At 62.0% G+C, this 21,382-nt stretch carries 12 protein-coding genes and 1 tRNA gene; 7 read left to right on the forward strand and 6 right to left on the reverse strand.

Going from position 1 to position 21,382, the window contains the following annotated elements:
- Nucleotides 1-13: 13 nt before the first annotated feature.
- Nucleotides 14-3,463, reverse strand: coding sequence for a transcription-repair coupling factor (gene mfd, locus BMX27_RS08895; RefSeq protein ID WP_090159482.1), 3,450 nt, complete (start codon nucleotides 3,461-3,463; stop codon nucleotides 14-16).
- A 37-nt stretch (nucleotides 3,464-3,500) separates the two neighbouring features.
- Nucleotides 3,501-3,998: a component of SufBCD complex gene (locus tag BMX27_RS08900; RefSeq protein WP_226747074.1), complete on the reverse strand. Its 498-nt coding sequence runs from the start codon at nucleotides 3,996-3,998 to the stop codon at nucleotides 3,501-3,503.
- A 150-nt stretch (nucleotides 3,999-4,148) separates the two neighbouring features.
- Here BMX27_RS08900 and hemB point away from each other — a divergent pair, with 150 nt between their 5' ends.
- The 3 genes from hemB to BMX27_RS08915 all read left to right on the forward strand — a co-directional run bounded on the left by hemB (nucleotide 4,149) and on the right by BMX27_RS08915 (nucleotide 6,425).
- Nucleotides 4,149-5,153, forward strand: coding sequence for a porphobilinogen synthase (gene hemB / locus BMX27_RS08905; RefSeq protein ID WP_090159483.1), 1,005 nt, complete (start codon nucleotides 4,149-4,151; stop codon nucleotides 5,151-5,153).
- Between the two features lie 95 nt (nucleotides 5,154-5,248).
- On the forward strand, nucleotides 5,249-5,812 hold the full coding sequence (locus BMX27_RS08910) for a lipid-binding SYLF domain-containing protein (protein ID WP_090159484.1): 564 nt from the start codon (nucleotides 5,249-5,251) through the stop codon (nucleotides 5,810-5,812).
- Nucleotides 5,813-5,816: 4 nt separating this feature from the next.
- Nucleotides 5,817-6,425, forward strand: a complete 609-nt coding sequence (locus BMX27_RS08915) for a nucleotidyltransferase family protein (protein ID WP_090159485.1) — start codon at nucleotides 5,817-5,819, stop codon at nucleotides 6,423-6,425.
- 103 nt (nucleotides 6,426-6,528) lie between these two features.
- On the opposite strand, the gene BMX27_RS08920 is transcribed toward BMX27_RS08915, so the two are convergent.
- The 3 genes from BMX27_RS08920 to BMX27_RS08930 form a co-directional block, all read right to left on the reverse strand.
- Complete coding sequence (locus BMX27_RS08920; protein ID WP_090159486.1) at nucleotides 6,529-16,014, reverse strand: Ig-like domain-containing protein; 9,486 nt, start codon at nucleotides 16,012-16,014, stop codon at nucleotides 6,529-6,531.
- Between the two features lie 623 nt (nucleotides 16,015-16,637).
- Nucleotides 16,638-16,723, reverse strand: a tRNA-Leu gene (locus BMX27_RS08925).
- Nucleotides 16,724-16,770: 47 nt separating this feature from the next.
- Nucleotides 16,771-17,625, reverse strand: a complete 855-nt coding sequence (locus BMX27_RS08930; protein WP_090159487.1) for a KPN_02809 family neutral zinc metallopeptidase — start codon at nucleotides 17,623-17,625, stop codon at nucleotides 16,771-16,773.
- A gap of 124 nt (nucleotides 17,626-17,749) precedes the next feature.
- On the opposite strand from BMX27_RS08930, the gene BMX27_RS08935 reads away from it, so the two are divergent.
- Nucleotides 17,750-18,328: a YqaA family protein gene (locus BMX27_RS08935; RefSeq protein ID WP_090159655.1), complete on the forward strand. Its 579-nt coding sequence runs from the start codon at nucleotides 17,750-17,752 to the stop codon at nucleotides 18,326-18,328.
- Complete coding sequence (locus BMX27_RS08940) at nucleotides 18,325-18,774, forward strand: disulfide bond formation protein B (RefSeq protein ID WP_090159488.1); 450 nt, start codon at nucleotides 18,325-18,327, stop codon at nucleotides 18,772-18,774. The genes BMX27_RS08935 and BMX27_RS08940 overlap by 4 nt, the downstream gene beginning before the upstream one ends.
- On the opposite strand, the gene BMX27_RS08945 is transcribed toward BMX27_RS08940, so the two are convergent.
- Nucleotides 18,771-19,190, reverse strand: a complete 420-nt coding sequence (locus BMX27_RS08945) for an Lrp/AsnC family transcriptional regulator (RefSeq protein WP_090159489.1) — start codon at nucleotides 19,188-19,190, stop codon at nucleotides 18,771-18,773. The genes BMX27_RS08940 and BMX27_RS08945 overlap by 4 nt on opposite strands.
- Before the next feature lie 87 nt (nucleotides 19,191-19,277).
- Between BMX27_RS08945 and rocF the strand changes: the two genes are divergently transcribed.
- Both rocF and BMX27_RS08955 read left to right on the forward strand, forming a co-directional pair.
- Complete coding sequence (gene rocF / locus BMX27_RS08950; RefSeq protein ID WP_090159490.1) at nucleotides 19,278-20,207, forward strand: arginase; 930 nt, start codon at nucleotides 19,278-19,280, stop codon at nucleotides 20,205-20,207.
- Nucleotides 20,204-21,247: an ornithine cyclodeaminase gene (locus BMX27_RS08955; protein ID WP_090159491.1), complete on the forward strand. Its 1,044-nt coding sequence runs from the start codon at nucleotides 20,204-20,206 to the stop codon at nucleotides 21,245-21,247. Before rocF ends, BMX27_RS08955 begins: the two co-directional genes overlap by 4 nt.
- The last annotated feature ends 135 nt before the right edge of the window (nucleotides 21,248-21,382 follow it).

Raw genomic sequence — 21,382 nt, forward strand, 5'->3', positions numbered from 1 at the left:
CATCCGCCCCGTTTCAGGACTTGGCCTGCGCCACCTTGGCCAGCTTGGCCGCCAGATCGCGTGCGATATTGAACGCACCCTGCACCTTGGTCTTTTCCTTGGACCAGTCCTGCATGACCACGATCTTGTTGTCCTTGACCTTGGCCTGCCCCTTGTAGTCGCCGATGAATTCGACCAGCCCGGCGGGATTGGCGAATTTGTCGTTGTGGAACCTGATCGTGGCGCCCTTGGGACCTGCATCCATTGACGCGATCCCGGCCTTCTTGCACATGCCCTTGATCCGCACGACCAACAGCAGGGTGTTGACCTCCTTGGGCAGCGGCCCGAACCGGTCGATCAGTTCGGCTGCAAACCCTTCGAGTTCGACCTTGGTCGTCAGGTCGGACAGACGACGGTACAGCCCCAGACGCACATCCAGATCGGGCACATAATCCTCTGGTATCAGCACCGGCAGGCCCAGATTCAGCTGCGGCGACCACTCGCCGTCATCCTGCAATCCTTCGGCCTGACCCGACTTGATCGCGTTGATCTGGTCCTCCAGCATCTGCTGATACAGCTCGTAGCCGACCTCGCGCATCTGGCCTGACTGTTCCTCGCCCAGCAGGTTGCCCGCGCCACGAATGTCCAGATCCTGCGAGGCCAGCGTGAACCCGGCCCCCAGACTGTCGAGACTGGCCAGCACCCGTAGGCGTTTCTGGGCCGTGTCGGTCAGTTTCTGACGTGGCTTCGTCGTCAGATAGGCATAGGCGCGGGTCTTGGACCGACCCACACGCCCCCTGATCTGATAGAGCTGCGACAGGCCGAACATATCCGACCGCCAGACGATCATCGTATTGGCCGTGGGGATATCCAGGCCGGATTCCACGATCGTGGTCGCCATCAGCACATCGTATTTGCCATCGTAGAACGCGTTCATCCGGTCGTCGAGTTCGCCCGCCGCCATCTGGCCCGTCGCGGTGACATAGCTGACCTCCGGCACCTCGCGTTTCAGCCAGTCCTCCATTTCGGCCATGTCCGAAATGCGCGGCACCACAAAGAACGACTGCCCGCCGCGATAATGTTCGCGCAGCAGCGCCTCGCGGATGGTAATCGTGTCGAACTCTGACACATAGGTGCGGATCGCAAGACGGTCGATCGGCGGTGTGCCGATGATCGACAGATCACGCACGCCAGACAGCGACAGTTGCAGGGTGCGCGGGATCGGCGTGGCCGTCAGCGTCAACACATGCACATCCGTGCGCAACGATTTCAGCCGTTCCTTGTGCTGGACACCGAATTTCTGTTCCTCATCAATGACAAGCAGGCCGAGGTTGCGGAATTTGACGGACTTGGCCAACAGCGCATGGGTGCCGACGACGATATCCACCGATCCGTCGGCGATGCCCGCACGGGTCTTGGCGGCGTCACCGGCGCTGACGAACCGTGACAGGGGCCGCACGTTGACCGGAAAACCCCGGAAACGCTCGGCAAAGCTTTGATAATGCTGACGTGCAAGCAGGGTTGTCGGCGCAATGATCGCCACCTGCACCCCCGACAACGCCGCGACGAATGCCGCACGGATCGCGACCTCGGTCTTGCCGAACCCGACGTCGCCGCAGATCAGACGATCCATCGGCGTGCCCGCCTCGAGGTCCGTCAGAACATCGTCGATGGCTGACAGCTGGTCATCGGTTTCCGCATAGGGGAACCGCGCAAGAAACTGGTCCCACAGACCGTCCGTCGGTTCCAGTACGGGTGCCGTGCGCAGGGCACGTTCGGCCGCAACCCGGATCAGACGTTCCGCAATCTGGCGGATACGTTCCTTCAGGCGGGCCTTTTTCGCCTGCCAGGCGCCGCCGCCCAGCTTGTCCAGCAGACCTTCGTCATGGCCGTATTTCGACAGCAGTTCGATATTCTCGACCGGAAGATACAGTTTTGAATTTTCGGCATATTCCAGCGTCAGACATTCGTGCGCCGCCCCCAGTGCGGTGACGACCTCCAGCCCGATGAACCGCCCGACACCGTGATCGACATGGACCACCAGATCACCGGGGGCCAGCGCGTTGGCCTCGGTCAGGAAATTATCGGCGCGGCGCTTGCGCTTGGTCTGGCGGATCAGCCGGTCACCCAGCACATCCTGTTCGGAAATCACCGTGATGCCCGGCGCCTCGAACCCCGCATCCAGCGCCCAGACCGCAAGATGCACGCCGGATTTTCCGACACGGGTGAAATCGCTGACCGGGATCACCTCGCCGATCCCCTCATCCTCGATCAGGCCGGTCAGGCGTTCACGCGCACCTTCGGAATAGCTGGCGATGACGACCGGACCCTCGGCCACCTTTGCCCTGACATGACCGGCCAAGGCACCGAACAGACTCAGGTTTTCCTGTTGGCGTTCGGGCGCGAAATTGCGACCCGGGCGCCCGCCCGCATTGATGACGCCCACGCCGGTGGCCTGCGGGTTGGGGTTGAATTGCAACACCCGCCGCGCGGCCAGCGCCGCATCCCAGGCCGCATCATCCAGATACAATCCCTGCGGCGGTGCAGGTTTATAGACGGAATCCATCCGGCCCTTTTGTTTCAGCGCGTGCATCCGGGTTTCGTACTGATCCGCGATACTGTCCCAGCGTGCGATGCGCTGCGCGCTGGTCTGATCGTCCAGCGTGACCGTCACACCAGGCAGATAATCGAACAGCGTTTCCAGATCGTCCTGAAAAAACGCAAGCCAGTGTTCCACGCCCTGATGTTTGCGCCCGGCGCTGACGGCCTCGTACAGCGGGTCATCCGTGCCCGCCGCGCCGAATTCGATGCGATAGTTCTGCCGGAACCGCGTGATCGCGGCCTCGTCCAGAATGACCTCTGACACCGGGGCCAGTTCGATCTCGGACAGTTTTTCGGTGGTGCGCTGCGTGATCGGATCAAACCGTCGCGCGCCGTCCAGCACGTCACCGAACAGATCCAGCCGGATCGGGCCGGATTGTCCCGGTGGATAGATGTCGATGATGCCGCCGCGCACGGCATAGTCGCCCGCTTCCATCACGGTGGGGCTTTGGGTGAAACCCATGCGTGTCAGGAACTGGCGCAACGCGCCTTCGTCAACGCGGGCCCCCACACGTGCGGTGAATGCCGCCTCGCGCAAGGTTGCACGGGCAGGCACGCGCTGGGTCGCGGCATTCAGCGTGGTCAGCAGCACGAACCGGTCGGGCATCCCGTGCACCAGTCCCGCCAGCGTCGCCATCCGCTGCGCCGAGATATCGGCGTTGGGCGACACCCGGTCGTAGGGCAGGCAATCCCACGCCGGAAAGGTGAAAACCGGCATATCGGGGGCAAAGAACGCAAGGGCGGCCTGCATCGCGGCCAATCGCTTGTCATCGCGTGCGACGTGGACGACGGGCCGGCCGGACTTTTCCAGCTCTGACAGGATCAGTCTGGCGTCAAACCCTTCGGGTGCGCCGCTGACGGTGATGTGCGATGTATCTGACATGGTTGCGGAACTACGCTGCACCCCGCCGGTGTCAAGGTCACAAGGCGCGCACGACCATCAGGTTCTGCGCCATACCGAACATCGCGGTGATGAAAATAGAGATCATGCCGACGATCTGCACCCACAGGCGGTGGCGCATCAAGATCTTGATCAATGCGTCATGTTCCGGTTCCAACGCATAAATCTTGTTCGCGGTGGACAGGCTGACGGCCCCGACGATCGTCAGTGGAAAGGACAGGAAAAACAACGCCTGCGCCAGTTGGATCCAGTAATAGAATCCCAGGATCGCCAGTGACGACAAGAAGAAGCAGATGACTGCGGTCATCGCGACACCCGCCGAACCGGCCAATGACAACAGCCGCGTGACGCTGATCCGCGTTGCATCAACCAGATCATCGCGGGCCTGGCCGGGCTTGCGCCTCGCGCGCTGCACCAGATCATACGGAACGCCGATCACATAGTAGCTGAGCGAGGACCACATCAGGGCCAGCACGACCCAATACCAGATCGAACTGAACGATCGAAAATCGATCACTTGCAGAATTGTCGCATTCCAGTTCACGGGGTCTCGCTTGCTTGGCAGTCATGTGTTGGGCGGACACTATGGCCCGTGCCGGGGAATGCCCAGACTTGTGAGCATCGCATTTCCGTGCGACCCATCAGGTGTGACAAGAAAGGCCCGCCCATGAAACCCACCGTTGCACCCTTCCCCGCCACACGCCTGCGCCGCCTGCGCAGCACCGATGCCCTGCGGCGGCTGTCGCGGCAACACAGGCTAAGCGTGGATGACCTGATCTGGCCGATTTTCGTGATGGACGGCACCGACACCGAAGAGGCGATCCCTTCCATGCCCGGTGTAACACGCAAGACACTGGACCGCGCCGTGGCCGCCGCCAAAGAGGCCCATGCCCTGGGGATTCCGGCCATCTGCATTTTTCCCTACACCAGCATGGATGCCCGCACCGAAGATTGCGCGCTGGCCTGGTCGCCGGACAACATCAGCAACCAAACGATCCGGGCGATCAAGGACGCGGTTCCCGAAATGGCGATCATGACCGACATCGCGCTGGACCCCTACAACATCAATGGCCATGACGGTTTCGTCGAGGACGGCCAGATCGTGAATGACCGGACCGTCGAAGCACTGGTGAAAATGGCCATCGCACAGGCCGAGGCCGGTGCCGATATCCTTGGGCCCTCCGACATGATGGACGGCCGGATCGCTGCCATTCGCGCAGCACTCGAATCCCACGGTCATCACAACGTGGCGATCCTCAGCTATACTGCGAAATACGCCAGTGCCTTTTACGGGCCGTTCCGAGACGCGGTCGGTGCCTCTGCCGCACTGACGGGCGACAAGAACACCTATCAGATGGACCCCGGCAATGCGGACGAGGCGATGCGCCTTGTCGAACGCGACCTGTCAGAAGGTGCCGACATGATCATGGTGAAACCCGGCATGCCCTATCTCGATATCTGCCGTGCCGCCAAGGAGATGTTCAGCGTCCCGGTGTTCGCCTATCAGGTATCGGGCGAATACGCGATGTTGCAGGCGGCTGCACAAAACGGTTGGCTGGATGGTGACAAGGTCATGATGGAAAGCCTTTTGTCATTCAAAAGAGCAGGTTGCGACGGTATCCTCACATATTTTGCCCCAGCCGCCGCCCGGATGCTGCGTAATATGGCCTAAGGCTGCATTAAGGGTGTGACAGATTTGCACAATGCGCTTATACTTGTGCGACAGAAGGCGGAAAACGTCTCATCGGCAGTAAAAGGGCAACTCAGATGACAATATTGAACAGACGGCGCGTGCTGTTGACGGGTGCGGCTGCGGCCACCGCCGGGCTAGCGGGCTGCGGAAATGGCGTTGGAAACGGGGCTGCCGCGACGATTGATGCGCGCGTGGCCAGCACTGTGGCATTCATGCACGATACTTATCCCGGCACCCGCGATCTGAGCGAACGCTGCGCCGGTCGGCTGGTTATGCCCGTCGTGACCGAGGCCGGTCTGGGGATCGGTGGATCCTTTGGGCGCGGCGCATTGCAGGTCAATGGCTTGACCGTGGATTACTATTCCGCCGCCAGTGCATCCGCCGGTTTTCAGATCGGTGCGCAGCAATACAGCCACGTCCTGTTTTTCATGACGCAAAACGCGCTTGCAGATTTCCGTGCCAGTGCCGGATGGGCCGCGGGCGGTGATCTGGAATATGCCGTCCCGGAACGTGGCGAGGTGCTGCGCGCCGAGACGATTACATCGCTCGCCCCCGTGATCGCGATCCTGTTTGCCCAATCGGGCCTGCGTATCGGTGCCACGCTCGAAGGCACAAAATACACAAGGATCATCCCGTAACGATATGACAAACCGGGATAAAATCGAAAATATCCCGATCGTTGTCCTCGCGGCTGGTGCTGCGTCGCGGATGCACGGCACGGACAAGCTGACTGCATTGATCGACGGCGAACCGTTGTTGCGTATCGTGGTGGGCCGCGCTGCCTGCGTCGGCCCTGTTCATGTTGCCTTGCACCATAACGCGCAGGCGCGCCGCGCGACGCTGGATGGGCTTGCCGTGACGGTGCTGCAGACGCCGAACGCCGCCGATGGTCTGTCCGGCACAATGCGCGACGCAATCGCACAACTGCCTGCCTGTCCGGCGTTCATGATCATCTTGGCGGACATGCCGGACATCACCGACGCTGACATGCAATCACTGATCGACGCCCGCAACACCCGATCGGACGCCTTGATCTGGCGCGGGGCGACCGCAGACGGTCGCCCCGGACACCCGATCCTGTGCGATGCAAGCCTACGTCCGAGATTTGCACATCTGACCGGCGTTTCCGGCGGCAGCGAAATCATGAAAACGTTTACAGATCAGACGGTTCTGGTGCGATTTTCAGATGATCGCGCACGTCTGGACCTCGATACGCCAGAGGCATGGGCGGCCTGGCGCGCGGCGCGCTGATCAGCCAGGACCAAGCGGTCGATAAAACGAAAACAGGGGCCCGCGCGGGCCCCTGTTTTCGTATTCCCGTGCCGCACTGGCACGGGAACTGGCTGCATGTCGCTTACTTCATCAAGAGCTTGGCTTCGTGCTTTTTCAGTGCCTTGCGGGCGGACTGGTAACCTTGCAGACCGGCTTCGGTCTTCAGCTCGGGGAAGAGTTCAAAGATCTCGTTCCGCTGGCTGTTGCCCAGACCATTCAGCGAATAGTCACCCGGGTGGAAGCTTTCGGTCCATGCCCCGTTCGACAGCACGACTTCGTGCTGTTCGAACATGAAGTGTATGTAGGTCGTCCGCATGACATCCACCGTATGGATCCCCTGCGCACCCACCATGTGCTTGGCCGCTGCAAGAACCTCACGCTCTTCAAAGTAGAGCTGCGTCTTCTCGCTGGACACCAGCAGGCGGTGGTTCGGAGACAGCATCATGTCGCGCTCTGGCAGACCGTGGCCCAGTGATCCGGCTTTGACCAGGATCGGCTTCATGTGCGGTTTCGCCGCTAGCTCCTTGCCGGTGAACTCCTTCTGACCGTACCAGGCGATTTCTTGGATGCCGTTGTCGCGGGTGATGATCTTGTCACCCACACGCAGGTCCTCGACCAGACGCTCGCCCTTTGGCGTGGCGATCAGGGTGCCCGGCGTAAAGCAGGGTGCCTCGATTTCCTCAAAGGTCGCGGTCGTGCCATCCTTGAAGAAGATGGTACCGCTTTCGCGCAGCTCTTCCGCATCACCTGCACCGCCGTTGGTTTCGATCCGGTCGATCTTGTCCAGGGTCGCCTGGTCAAAGTTGAACCGGTCGATATCACCATCGTCGGGGTCTTCGCCGCCAAAGATGACATCGCCAGAGGACACGTCGGAAAAGGTATCGTTGCCGAACCCGCCGCGAACCACGTCAGCACCGTCACCGCTGCTGATGACGTCATCGTCGACACCCGCATCGATGTTGTCCGACCCGTCACCACCAAAGATGGTATCCGCATCGTCGCCCGTCCGGATCGTATCGTCGCCGTCACCACCGAACACTGTGTCGCGGTTGTCGAACGGATCGGGATCAGCGGCCAGACCGTCGCCCGGATAATCCTTGTCCGGCAGGTTGCTGTTACCTTCGTCGGTAAAGATCTGGTCGTTGCCAGCACCACCGTCGACCGTGTCGGACCCGCCGCCGGAGCGGATGACATCGTTGCCGTCACCACCCAGGATGCTGTCGTCGCCGATAAACCCGCCGATGATATCGTCCCCGGTGCCGCCATCGACGACGTCGTTGCCGCCGCCACCCTGGATGCTGTCGTTGCCAGCCCCGCCAAAGATCAGGTCGTCACCGTTGTCGCCCTGGATGCGATCGTCGCCGTCGCCACCGTCAAGCAGATCGGTATCCGCACCGCCTTGGATAAAGTCGTTGCCGGCCCCCCCAAAGACAGAGTCGTTTCCAAAGCTGCCGGTCAGACTGTCATCGCCTTCGCCACCAAAGATGGTGTCGTCGCCCATGTTGCCAGCAACCGTGTCGTTTCCGGCCCCTGCATAGATCTGATCATTGCCGTCACCGCCAAAGATCGAATCGTCGCCGCCCTGACTGCGGATGACATCGTCACCCTCACCGCCCAGGATGCTGTCGTCGCCGTCAAAGGCACCGATCAGATCGTTCCCTTCGCCACCGTCGATGGTGTCGTTGCCGCCACCGCCCTGGATGCTGTCGTCACCGACGCCACCAAAGATCTGGTCGTCGTCGTTGCCACCCTGGATCCTGTCGTTTCCTTCATCGCCGTACAGCGTGTCGAAACCGCTACCGCCCTGGATAAAGTCATCGCCAGTGCCACCATAGACCAGGTCGTCGTCCAGGCTGCCGGTCAGGGTATCATTCCCCTGATCGCCATACAGCGTGTCGTTGCCCTGGTTCCCGGCGATCGTATCGTCGTCGATACCGCCAAAGATCAGGTCATCGCCGGTCCCGCCAGAGATGCTGTCCGCATCGTCACGACCATAGATCGTGTCGTTGCCAGCGCCGCCAAAGATGGTGTCGCGGTTGTCGTCAGGTGCCGGATCAATGGCATCGGGCAGATCAAAGGTATCCGTTTCCAGACCGCCAAAGATCACGTCGTCACCGTCATCGCCCTGCAGGGTGTCAACGCCCTGCCCGCCGATGATCGTATCGTTGCCTGCACCGCCGCTGACAAAGTCATCGTCGATACCCGCGTCGATCGTATCGTTGCCCGTGCCACCGAACACGATATCGTCGTCGTCGCCGGTTGTGATGATGTCATCACCTGCACCACCGTCGACCACGTCGCGGTCATCGTTCGGGAACGGATCGTTGTCACCGATCGGCAGACCCGGCACCGTGGCACCCGGATAGTCGTAGTCCGTCGCCGGGTTGGCGTGGTTGCCCGTGTTGATGACGTCGTTGCCGTCACCACCCGTGACAGAGTCGCTGCCGACCCCGCCCGTGATGCTGTCGTCGCCTGCGTCACCGGCCAGCGTATCGTTGCCGGCACCGCCTTGGATGGTGTCGTTGCCGTCACCGCCCACGACAACGTCGTCGCCCAGGTTGCCGTCCAGCACGTCGTTGCCAGCGCCACCGTCGATGGTGTCGTTGTCGTCACCGCCGTTGATGGTGTCGTTGCCGGCACCGCCCTCGATGGTATCGACGCCGTCGCCACCGCGGATCGAGTCGTCTCCCTCACCGCCGAGGATGGTATCATCCCCGTCGTTGCCAAAGATGCTATCGTTGCCCGCGTCACCGCTCAGCGTGTCGTCGCCGACACCACCGTCGATGGTGTCATCGTCGGCTCCGCCAAAGACTTCGTCGTTGCCGTCACCGGCGTCGATGCTGTCGTCACCTTCGAACCCGAGGATCAGGTCGTCGTTTCCGGTATCGCCGGGCAGTTTGGCATCGTTGCCGTCGACGATATCGCCATCCGCATCCACATAGGGAATGTCGGGGTTGATGATGTCGTCACCGGCGGTGCCCTGGATGGTACCGTCGTTGTCACCACCCACGCGGAAGGTCACGGTCGCCGTATCGGTACCGCCATTCCCGTCGCTGATGGTATAGGTGACAGATGTCTCGACCACGTCGTTCAGGCCGACATTGTCGAAATCACCGTTCGGATCGAAATCGACCGTACCGTCGGCGGCAATGGTGAACAGACCACCGTTGTCACCGGCAACAGGCGTGCCAACGCCACCCAGGGCTGCATTCACACCGACCACGGTCAGCGTGTCGCCCTCGGGGTCGGTATCGACTCCCGCGCCGTTGTCACCGGTAATGACATTCCCGTCGACGTCGCCGGCGGTTTCGTCTGCCGCAACCACAAAGATATCGTCACTGGCCACGGGACCGTCATTGGTGCCGGTCACGGTCAGGGTGACCGTCACAGGATCGCCCGGCAGGCCGGAGTCGTCCTGGGGTGTGTAGGTGACCGTCGTGGTGGCTTCTTCGCCCTCCGCCAGATCATCGAATTCACCGTTCGGATCAAAGGTGACCGTGCCATCGGGGTTGATGGTCACCAGACCACCGTTGTCGCCCGCGACAGGCTGGCCGACATTTGCCGGATCGCCGTTCACGGAACCGACCGTCAGCGGATCGCCTTCGGGGTCGCTGTCGTTGTCCAGAACGTTGCCGATCACTGTCGTCGGATCCTGATCCTCGGACACCGGGAATTCATCCATGACCGCCACGGGGGCGTCATTGGTTCCCGTCACCGTGATCGTCACCGTAGCCGTGTCCTCGGCCCCGGCGGGGTCGGTCACGGTGTAGGTCACGGTCGTGGTGCGCTCTTCGCCCTCGCCCAGGTCATCGAAATCGCCGGCGGGATCGAATGTGACCGTGCCGTCCGGCGCGATGGTCACGGTTCCGCCATCGGGCAGATCAACAGGCTGGCCCACGTCGCCCGGCACTCCGTTCACGGCCGCAACCGTCAGCGGATCGCCGTTCGGATCAACGTCGTTGTCCAGCACATTGCCGATGATGCCGCTTGGGTCGTCCTCGCCTGCGGTCAGCGGATCATTCGTCGCCACCGGTGCGCCATTGGTGCCCGTCACGGTGATGGTCACCGTCGTGGAGTCCTCGCCGCCGTTGCCGTCGATGACCGTGTAGGTCACCGTTGTCGTGACTTCTTCGCCTTCGGCCAGGTTGTCGAACTCGCCGTTCGGATCAAAGGATGCAGACCCGTCGGGGTTGATCGTGACCAGACCGCCGTTGTCGCCAGCCACGGGCTGACCCACCTTCGCCGGATCGCCATCGACCGCCCCCACCGTCAGGACATCGTTGAGGTCCGGATCGGTATCGTTGCCCAACACGTTGTCCAGCGGCTGAACCATATCCGCCGACGACACACCGGTATCCGCGACCGCAATTGGCGCGTCGTTGGTCCCGGTCACGGTGATCGTCACCGTTGCCGTGTCCTCGACCCCATCGGGGTCGGTCACGGTATACGTGACCGTCGTGGTCGCGGTTTCGCCCTCGCCCAGCTGCTCGAAATCATCGTTGGGGTCGAATGCGATCGTGCCGTTCGGCGCGATGGTGACCGTGCCGCCGTTGTCGGCGGCCACAGGCACGCCCACGCTGTTGGAATCACCGTTTACCGCAGACACCGTCAGAGGATCATTCTCGGGGTCGGTATCGTTGCCCAGCACGTTGCCGATGACGGCATTCGCGTCATCCTCACCCGCACCCAAATTGTCAGCGATGGCCACGGGACCGTCATTGGTGCCGGTCACGGTCAGGGTGACCGTCACAGGATCGCCCGGCAGGCCGGAGTCGTCCTGGGGTGTGTAGGTGACCGTCGTGGTGGCTTCTTCGCCCTCCGCCAGATCATCGAATTCACCGTTCGGATCAAAGGTGACCGTGCCATCGGGGTTGATGGTGACCAGACCACCGTTGTCGCCCGCGACAGGCTGGCCGACATTTGCCGGATCGCCGTTCACGGAACCGACCGTCAGCGGATCGCCTTCGGGGTCGCTGTCGTTGTCCAGAACGTTGCCGATCACTGTCGTCGGATCCTGATCCTCGGACACCGGGAATTCATCCATGACCGCCACGGGGGCGTCATTGGTTCCCGTCACCGTAATCGTCACCGTCGCCGTGTCCTCGGCCCCATCGGGATCCGTCACGGTGTAAGTAAAGGTGGTCGTGGCAGTTTCGCCTTCGCCCAGCTCTTCGAAATCGCCGGCGGGATCGAATGTGACCGTGCCGTCCGGCGCGATGGTCACGGTTCCGCCGTCCGGCAGATCGACCGGCTGGCCGACATCACCCGGCACGCCGTTTACGGCGGATACCGTCAGCGTGTCATTGTCGGGATCGGTATCGTTACCCAGCACATTGCCGATGATGCCGCTTGCATCGTCCTCGCCAGCGGCCAGCAGGTCCTCGACCGCAACCGGTGCGCCATTCTCTGGCTCACCACCGCGGATCTCCTCGATCTCGGTGTAGTCGATGACGCCGCCGGTCGGGTTGCCGTTTCCATCGGTAAAGATGATCCGACCCGAGAAGCTGTCGCCATCCGCATCCAGCACGGGCAGACCTACGCCGCCCGGACCTGCGTTGATGAACGGCTGACCCGCCGGGATTTCCAGCACGTCGAAATCGGTCCCCGTCGTCGTGCCCGTGCCGCCGTCGACAACATCGCCTGCCGTGGCGCGGATCGTATCGGCATCGTCGCCGCCAAAGATCTTGTCGTTGCCACCTGTGCCGATGATCAGATCGTCGCCAGCATCGCCGTACAGCGTATCGTTGCCCAGATCGCCCACAAGGATGTCGTTGCCGTCACCGCCATAGGCCGTGTCGTCGGCAAAACCGAGCGATTCATTTGCCAGATCCTGTTCACCGTCAGCCCAGGAGCCCACATGAATTTCGTCATCGCCCGCACCGCCATAGATGACATCGGACCCGTCAGCGTTCGGATCGAAGGCTTCGCCTGTCTTGTCGGACACGCGGCTGTCGTCGTCACCGGTGATGATATCGTCGCCGGCACCACCCGTGATGGTGTCGTCGCCCGACCCGCCCGCAAAGGCGTTGTCGTATTCATCTGCCGGACGCGCGCCGGATGCGGCCTGACCACCGGTTCCGTCGGGATCACCCGCACCTGCGGTGATCGTGTCATTGCCAGCGCTGCCGCTGACGAAATCCTGACCGCCGCCCGCGATGATGCGGTCGTCACCTTCGTCACCGACCAGCACGTCGTCGCCGTTGTCGCCGACCAGAATGTCGTCACCAGCGCCACCGAATGCGGTGTCTGCGGCATTGCCCAGCGATTCATTCGCCAGATTCTGCTCGCCGTCGGCCCAGGTGCCGACGTGGATTTCGTCGTTGCCTTCGCCGCCAAAGATCGTGTCGGAACCGTCCGCACCCGCGTCAAAGCCTTGGCCCGTCTTTTCGGACACGCGGCTGTCGTCATCACCAGTGATGATGTCGTCACCGACGCCGCCCACGATCAGGTCGCCGCCAGCACCGCCAGCATAGGCGTTCTGGTAATCGTCCGCAGGCCGCATACCCGATGCGGGCGCGGTTGACGGATCAACCTCGTCACCGACACCGGCAGTGATCACGTCGTTGCCTTCGCCGCCGTCGATAAAGTCCTGACCGCCGTTGCCTTCGATAATGTCGTTTCCAACACCGCCGTCGATCACGTCGTCGCCGTCAACGGCCACGATGGGCGTGCCACCATTGCCGCCACCGATGGGCGTGCCGGTGCCTGCCGGCACGTTGTAGCTGGTCGCGATTTCGTTGAAGGGGATGTGCGGATGGGTGCTGATGCGGCCGATGACCTCATAGGTCTCGTCCTGGGTCAGCGGCTTGTCGGTCACGAAACCCACAGTCTCGTTGCCATTCAGCTCGACCGCATAGACGTCGATCACATTGCCTGCGCTGTCACGTACCGAATACGCGTATTCGGGGGTAAAGCGTGTCCCGGCCTTGCCGAACTCGCCGTCGATGGTGACGCTCTGCGCCAGTACCTGCGACGTGTCGCCATCGCCGAACAGCAGGTCATTGTCGTTGACACCAACCGAAACCGGCTGCGTGCCAACGGGGATGGTGAACGTGTTGCCCACAACATTGCTGTTACCCGACGTGCCGTCGGGGAATGTCGGATGCTTTCCAGCCGCCGTGGTCTGGTCGACTGTCGACAGGTCCCAGACCGCCAGTGTGAACTTGGCACCCGCAACAGGTGCGATCTGCACGGTGTCGTCGGTCTGCGGCGGGGTCGGATCGACCGGGTCCGTGACAACGCCATTGTCGCCACGGATCACGTCGTCGCCAGAACCGCCCAGAATGCTGTCATCGCCGCCGTTCCCGGCGATGATGTCGTCACCTTCCCCACCGTCGATAAAATCATTGCCGGCATCGGCATTGTCACCGCCCACCAGATCGGGTGCCGCGTTGAAATAGATGTCGGTGACATTGATGCCGGAATTGTCGTGCCCGTCCTGCGTGTGGGTCAACACGATTTTCGACACCGGGCCCTGCACCAGCACATTCAGGTTATAATTGGGGGACGTGTCGGCCTGATACCCACCGTTGCTGTCGGCCGTGTCCGCACCGGCCACGGAGTCCGTGTCCTTCAGTGTCAGATGGCTTCCGCCGGTCAGGGTCACAGGGATCGCGACACCGTTCGCGTCAAAGGCCTCGATCTTGACCACGCCGTCGCCGTCGATGTCATTGACGTTGAACGATACGTTTTCGACTGGTGCCGAGAACGCCCACTGGAACTGGCCCGTGTTGCCGAAACCGCTGGTTTCCGACGCCAGCGACGTGTCGTTGTCCACGACCTCGCCACCCGACAGGATGCCTTGGGTGTTCAGCGCATCGTGGCTGAGTTCCGAGAAATGCGCGCCAGTGTCTATGGTGCGCGTGTAGGTCACGTCGATGGCACCGGTGTTCTGCGTCACGGTCGAATCGACCTCTGCATCGGTCACCAGGTCCCAGTTGAAGGATTCACGCACCACGGGGCCCGGCGTGCCGCCAGCCTGACCAGAGGTGTCACCGTCGATCGTGTCGTTGCCCGAACCGCCAAAGATGCTGTCGTCGCCGCCGTTGCCTTCGATCACGTCATTGCCGGACCCGCCGAACAGGACGTCGTCGCCTGCCACGCCTTCGTCCACGATGGTGGACGCGCCGTCAAAATACACATCGGTGAGGTTGACACCGGAATTGTTGTGGCCATCCTGCGAATGGAACACCTCGATGCGGGACACGGGACCGGGGATGGTCACGGTCGCCGAATAGGCGTCAGAGATGTCTTCGAGGTAGCCGCCATTGCTGTCGATGGTATCCGCACCGGCCACGCTGTCGGTGTTTTTCAGCGTGACATGCGATCCGCCGTCCAGATTGACGGAAATCTGCTGGCCGTTGGCGTCGAACGCCTGCACCCGTACCACGCCGTCACCGTCCACGTCGTTGATGTTGAACGACACGTTGGTCACCGGCGTATCGAACGCCAGGTTGTATTGCGCATTCTTGTGCGATGCAGGCAGTTCCGACGACAAGGAGCTGGTGCCGTCGATCGCCTCGCCATCGGCATCGATCCCGTTGATGTTCTGGACATTGCCAGCCAGCGTGGTGTCGATCTCGTGCGGGTAGTTTTCGCTGAAGGTAAAGCTGACGTTGACCGTGCCAGTATCCTGCGTGAAATGCTGGAGATGGCCATTCGTGGCAATGCCGGGGGCCTTGTTCCATTCGAACGATTCACGCGCGCCGACCGCAATCACGTCACCGCCTGCATCGCCGAAAATCGTGTCGTCGCCGCCCTGGCCGAACACGGTGTCGTCACCGGCACCACCAAACAGCAGGTCGTCGCCATCAGCTGCGGTTTCGCCGCCGCCGGCTGTGTCGCCAAACACGGTGTCCTCGCCCAGACCGGCCAGCACCGTATCGTCGCCCAGACCTGCAACCACGATATCATCGTCAGGGCCAGCGCCAGCGGCAATCGCGTCGCCAGCGTCGATCCGGTCACCTTCGGGGTCGCCATTGTAGGCACCATTGATCACATCATCGCCGTCCGTGCCCAGCACGGTGCCATCGCCATCGGGTGCGGGGGGCGTGACGACGACGGGGGCGAAAGTGGTGTTGTCGACGGACTGGTTAGAGAACCAGCCCTTGGAATCGGTCGTCTTGATGTCGGTGATTTCGATCTGCGCGATGGAGAGATTGTCGAGGGTGCCGCCGTTCAGCAGGTCGCTGACGAACAGGTCACCGTTGTCCTGCTGGACCAACAGGGCGTCGATGTCGCGCACGGAACCATCCGACAGCGTCACGCGCAGCGTACCGGTCAGCGTGCTGTCGGTCTTATTATGGTAGGATGTGCCGTTGATCGTGTAGGCGACCGTGTCGTGGCTGTTCTCGTTGTCGGAAATCACGCCGTCATGCTCTGCGTCCCGCAGCGTCGCCTGGACCAGCGAGAGCTGGCTGGACGTACGCGTAATACCTTCCAGGTTGGCTGCATGCTCTGCGTCGTAATTGACGGTTTTGAACAGCAAAAGGGATGTGGTGAACTCGCTGACATCGACGTCAGCGTAATTGCCGAGATAAATCAGATTTACGTTCGAAATAGCAGTCATGATAGCTCTCCAAAGCCAAACTGTGCGCAGACACAGGCTCCCGCCCACCAGGGCGAAAACACGAAATCGGCATCAGCCGACTAAATAAAACTGCAAGATCAGGGATCGGACCCTGCCAGCAGACACCACATTCCCCACGATCAACGTGGGCCGGTCGTCCCCAAACAACCGGTTGCCCCCCCAAGAACACAATATGAATACCCACAGCAGCGGGCGTGAGAAAGTAAAAAAAGAGTATATGCACGCTTTACACGTAAGAGTTGTGCGTCTTTGCAGGCATTCGCGGCCTGCCCAGCGACAACGCCCAACCCCATTGTTTCCAAAATAGAAACGCCAATTCGGGTGGCTGGCGTGATGTCGGGCAAAACGAACTGTTTCACGCCCATTTTGCGCCTTTTAAGGCAAGTTTCGGAAAATGACTCGCCAGTCAGTTGCAGAATGCGAAACAGTCATACCGTCGCCACATTTCGGCCAAAATATTTTCCAGATCAACCAAAACCAAATCTCGATCAGGAAACAAACAGGCCATGCCCGCACCACTGTTCACGCGTTACGGCGGAATCAGGGCATATTGTGGCGCGACAGCAGTCAGTCAGGGGAATTCGGGGCAGCGCCAATGCGCTTGGTACCGGTGGTCGGACTCGAACCGACAAGCCCTTGCGGGCGGGGGATTTTGAATCCCCTGCGTCTACCATTCCGCCACACCGGCCGGTGCGCAGGCTGTTACCCCCGCCCGGCGACCGCGTCAATCGCAGGTTACAGCTGCGGTGCGGAAAATGTATCGCAATCGGTCAACAGGCCGCTGTCGAACCCGCGCGCCAGCCAGCGCTGGCGCTGCGCGCTGGTGCCGTGGGTGAAACTGTCGGGCCTCACGACACCGCCTGCATTGCCCTGCAGGGTATCGTCACCAATGGCAGCGGCGGCATTCATCGCCTCTTGCAGGTCGCCGCGTTCCAGAACGCCGAATGCCGCCTGTGCCCCGCGCGCCCAGATCCCGGCATAGCAATCCGCCTGCAATTCCGTGCGTACCGACAGCGCGTTGGAATCGGCCTGGCTGACCTGCGCGCGCAACCGGTTCACCTGCCCCAGGATACCCAGTTCGTTCTGGACGTGATGGGCGACCTCGTGGGCAATCACATAGGCCTGCGCAAAATCACCGCCTGCGCCCAACCGCTGCGCCAGCGTACGGAAAAACGCCGTGTCCAGAAAAATCCGGTCCTCGGCCGGGCAGTAGAATGGTCCGGTGGCCGCATCCGCCGTCCCGCAGGCCGATTGCGTGATCCCGTCGAACAGCACCAGAACGGGCGGCTGGTAGGGCTGGCCCACCTGCTGGTCAAAGGTCTGCGCCCAGACATCCTCTGTCAGACCCAGCACGGCGGCGACGAACTGTTCCATTTCGGGATCGTCCGCATCGATGGCGCTGGTGTCGATCTGCTGGGTCCCGCCCTGCCCGCCACCATTCAACAAAGGCGAGACATCGACCCCGAAATACCAGCCGATCAGCAGCACGAGGATCGCGCCGATCCCACCGATACCACCCACGGCACGCCCGCCGCCGCTGCGTCCGCGACGCTCGATATTGCGGCTGCTGCGCCGACCTCTCCACTGCATCGCGGCTCTCCCCCGGTTTTGACACCGCCACCATAGCGTCAAAGTGTCGCCCCGCAACGGTCCTGCACCTTGACGCACTGTCGTCGCTGCGTGCATGTGGGCGCATAACCTGAAAGGCATGATGATGCTTCGCTCGCTCTACGACTGGACCATGGCGCTGTCGCGCTCGCCCTATGCGCTGTGGGCGCTGTTCATCGTGGCCTTTGTCGAAAGCAGCTTTTTCCCCATTCCGCCCGATGTGCTGATGATCCCCATGATCATCGCCGCCCCACGCCGGGCCTTTGTGATCGCCGGGATCGCCACGATCGGATCGGTTCTGGGTGCCCTGCTGGGCTATTACATCGGTGCCGCCCTGTTCGAAACAGTGGGTCAGCCCGTGCTAGAATTCTATCACAAGTCCGAGGATTTCGCAGCCTTTGCGCTGAAATACAACGAATGGGGGGCATGGGCCGTGCTGGTGGCCGGCATCACGCCGTTCCCGTTCAAGGTTATCACAATCGCGTCCGGCGTCACCGGCCTGTCGCTGCCCGTCTTCATCCTTTCGTCAATCATCGCGCGGGCGTTTCGGTTTTTCCTCGTGGCACTGCTGTTGTGGAAATTCGGCGAACCGATCCGCGATTTCATCGAACGGCGGCTTGGTCTGGTGTTCGTTTTGTTCTGTGTGCTGCTGATCGGCGGCTTTATCCTGCTGGGGGTCGTATGACGCGTCAAATTCTCATTCTGACCGCCGCCAGCGGCTCGGCCCTGCTGCTCGCCGGTGCCTATCTGTTCCAGTTCCTGGGATACCTGCCCTGCCAGATGTGCCTGTGGCAGCGCTGGCCGCATATGGCCGCCATTGTCATCGGCGTCCTCGCCTTGACCCTGCCGTTGCGCGTCTGGGCTTGGCTGGGTGCGCTGGCCACCGCGATCACATCGGGCATCGGCGTTTTTCACACCGGCGTCGAACGCGACTGGTGGGAAGGTCCAAGCAGCTGTTCGGGCGGTGGCGGCAGCCCCCTGACAGGCGATCTGTTGTCAACCGACGGGCCGCGCCTGATCATGTGCGATCAGGTCAGCTGGGAGCTGTTCACCCTGTCGATGGCCAGCTGGAACGCCCTGTTCTCGGCGCTGTTGTGCATCCTTTGGATCACGGCCGCCCGCCGGGCCTAGGCCCGTGTTGACAACAGCAAAGATGTTTCCGACCGGGTAATCCCGTCGATCTGCCGGATCGTCGTCAACACGGTGTCGAATGCCTCCAGTGACGCCGTGCCGATTTCCGCGATCAGGTCCCAGGTGCCGTTGGTCGCATGTACGCGCGCGACAGCAGGCATGGCCCGCAAGGCGCGACTGATCTTGTCCGCACCCCGGCCCTGCACCTCGAGCATCATCAGACCCCGCACCGGATGCGGGGCCACATCGGCGCGGGTCAGCACGCTGTAGCCCACGATTTCACCACCCGCCTCCAGCCGGTTCAGCCGCGCCCGTATGGTCGCCCGTGTCACCCCCAGATCCGCGGCCAGCGTCTGCACCGGTGCACGGCCATCGCGTTTCAGGGCCCGGATCAGGCGATTATCCAATTCGTCCATTACGGCAGTCCACTTTGTATATTACGAACACAATTTGCACAAACTGCGTGCTGGTGACAAGGGGCGCGATCCGCAAGACTTGGCCGCATGAAACAGACACATTGCATTTTGATCGGCGCACCCGTGGATTGCGGTAAACGCCGCCGGGGCTGCCTGATGGGCCCGGACGCCTACCGCACCGCAGGTCTGGCCGAGGCGATCACCGTCCTTGGCCACACCGTCGAGGATCGTGGAAACCTGACACCCGCCAGCGTCACGGTGCCGGACCACCCCAACCCCGCCGTCTACAAACTGGCGGAAAACATCGGTTGGACCCAAACGCTTGCGCAGGCCGCACGGGACGCGGCCCCCCATGGGCTGCCGATCTTTCTGGGCGGCGACCATGCACTGGCGCTGGGCACCGTAGCCGGGATGGCCGCCCATGCGCAGACGGCAGGACGGCCGTTCTTTGCGCTGTGGCTCGATGCGCACAGCGATATTCACACGCCCAATACGACCGACAGCGGCAATCTGCACGGGACACCGGTCGGCTATGTCATCGGACGTGACGGTTTCGACGGGTTCCCCCCCGTCACAGCAAAGGTCGATCCCGCACATATCTGCATGATCGGGTTGCGCAGCGTGGACGGCCCCGAACATGCCGCGCTACTGGATATGGACGTGGACGTGGTCGACATGCGCCGCATCGACGAAGAAGGCATCCGCGCACCGCTTGCGGCCTTTCTCGACCGTGTGGCGGCTGTGGACGGCATGTTGCACGTCAGCCTTGATGTGGATTTCCTCGATCCCTCTGTCGCACCTGCCGTCGGCACCACCGTGCCGGGCGGTGCCACCGTCCGCGAAGGCCATCTGGTGATGGAGATGCTGTGCGACAGCGGCAGCGTGACGTCACTGGATCTGGTCGAACTCAACCCCTTTCTGGATGACCGGGGCAAAACGGCGTCGCTCATGGTCGACCTGACCGCGTCGCTGCTGGGCCGCCGCGTCTTTGATCGCCCCACAAGGAGCCACGGATGACACCTCCATCAAAACGGGCCATGGTGCCTTTCGTCAGCGTGGCCAACATGATGCGCCTCGTTCATCATGTCGGCTTGCCAGTGTTTCTGGCCGAGCTGACGCAGGCCGTGACTGATGATTTCAAACGCTGGCCTGCCTTTGACAAGACGCCTCGCGTACCTGCCCATTCGCCCGGCGGCGTGATCGAACTGATGCCCACCGCCGACGACACGCTTTATGGATTCAAATACGTCAACGGCCATCCGAAAAACATGGCCGAAGGGCTGCAAACCGTCACCGCGTTCGGTCTGCTGGCCGATATGGCCTCGGGCTATCCGCTGCTCCTGTCGGAAATGACGCTGCTGACCGCCCTGCGCACGGCGGCCACCTCGGCCATGGCAACCCGCGCGCTGGCCCGGCCCGACGCTCGCACCATGGCGATGATCGGCAACGGCGCGCAGTCCGAATTCCAGATCATCGCCCTTCAGGCGGTCTGCGGCATCACAGACGTACGCCTGTTCGACGTGGATCCCGCAGCCACCGCCAAGGTCATGGCGAACCTGCGCGACACCGGTCTCAACCTGACGGCCTGCACATCGGCTCAGGATGCCGTGCTGGGGGCTGATGTCATCACCACCGCCACGGCGGACAAACGCAACCAGCAGGTGCTGACCGACAACATGGTGGGCGCAGGCGTGCACATCAACGCCATCGGCGGCGATTGCCCGGGCAAGACGGAACTGCACCGCGACATCGTCGCCCGTGCAGATATGTTTGTCGAATTTCCCGACCAGACCCGGATCGAGGGTGAATTGCAGCAAATGCCGCTGGACCATCCCTATACCGAACTGTGGCAGGTCCTCACCGGACAGGCACCGGGACGCAGCCGCCCCGATCAGATCACACTGTTCGATGGCGTTGGTTTCGCGATCGAGGATTTCAGCGCCCTGCGCTATGTCTATGACCGCGCACGCGGCACCGACTACGTCGAGAATCTCGATTTCATCGCCGATCCCGATGACCCGCGCGACCTGTTCGGGATGCTCGCGCGCGCGGCCTGACCCTTCTTCTGGTCGGAAATATCCCGGGGGCGCGGGGGCAGCGCCCCCGTTCCGCATGAAATGCGGACCAAAGCGGCCCCCGACCGTTGCACACTATATCCTGTATCGTGTAGGTTGACGCGACCAATCTATGGC

It is taken from the genome of Loktanella sp. DSM 29012, from assembly GCF_900110705.1.
GTDB classification, from domain to species: domain Bacteria; phylum Pseudomonadota; class Alphaproteobacteria; order Rhodobacterales; family Rhodobacteraceae; genus Loktanella; species Loktanella gaetbuli.

Bases quoted from the DNA above. Each gene is read 5' to 3' on its own strand.
- mfd (WP_090159482.1), bottom strand. From the start codon at position 3,463: ATGTCAGATACATCGCACATCACCGTCAGCGGCGCACCCGAAGGGTTT.
- hemB (WP_090159483.1), top strand. From the start codon at position 4,149: ATGAAACCCACCGTTGCACCCTTCCCCGCCACACGCCTGCGCCGCCTG.
- BMX27_RS08910 (WP_090159484.1), top strand. From the start codon at position 5,249: ATGACAATATTGAACAGACGGCGCGTGCTGTTGACGGGTGCGGCTGCG.
- BMX27_RS08915 (WP_090159485.1), top strand. From the start codon at position 5,817: ATGACAAACCGGGATAAAATCGAAAATATCCCGATCGTTGTCCTCGCG.
- BMX27_RS08920 (WP_090159486.1), bottom strand. From the start codon at position 16,014: ATGACTGCTATTTCGAACGTAAATCTGATTTATCTCGGCAATTACGCT.
- BMX27_RS08930 (WP_090159487.1), bottom strand. From the start codon at position 17,625: ATGCAGTGGAGAGGTCGGCGCAGCAGCCGCAATATCGAGCGTCGCGGA.
- BMX27_RS08935 (WP_090159655.1), top strand. From the start codon at position 17,750: ATGCTTCGCTCGCTCTACGACTGGACCATGGCGCTGTCGCGCTCGCCC.
- BMX27_RS08940 (WP_090159488.1), top strand. From the start codon at position 18,325: ATGACGCGTCAAATTCTCATTCTGACCGCCGCCAGCGGCTCGGCCCTG.
- BMX27_RS08945 (WP_090159489.1), bottom strand. From the start codon at position 19,190: ATGGACGAATTGGATAATCGCCTGATCCGGGCCCTGAAACGCGATGGC.
- rocF (WP_090159490.1), top strand. From the start codon at position 19,278: ATGAAACAGACACATTGCATTTTGATCGGCGCACCCGTGGATTGCGGT.
- BMX27_RS08955 (WP_090159491.1), top strand. From the start codon at position 20,204: ATGACACCTCCATCAAAACGGGCCATGGTGCCTTTCGTCAGCGTGGCC.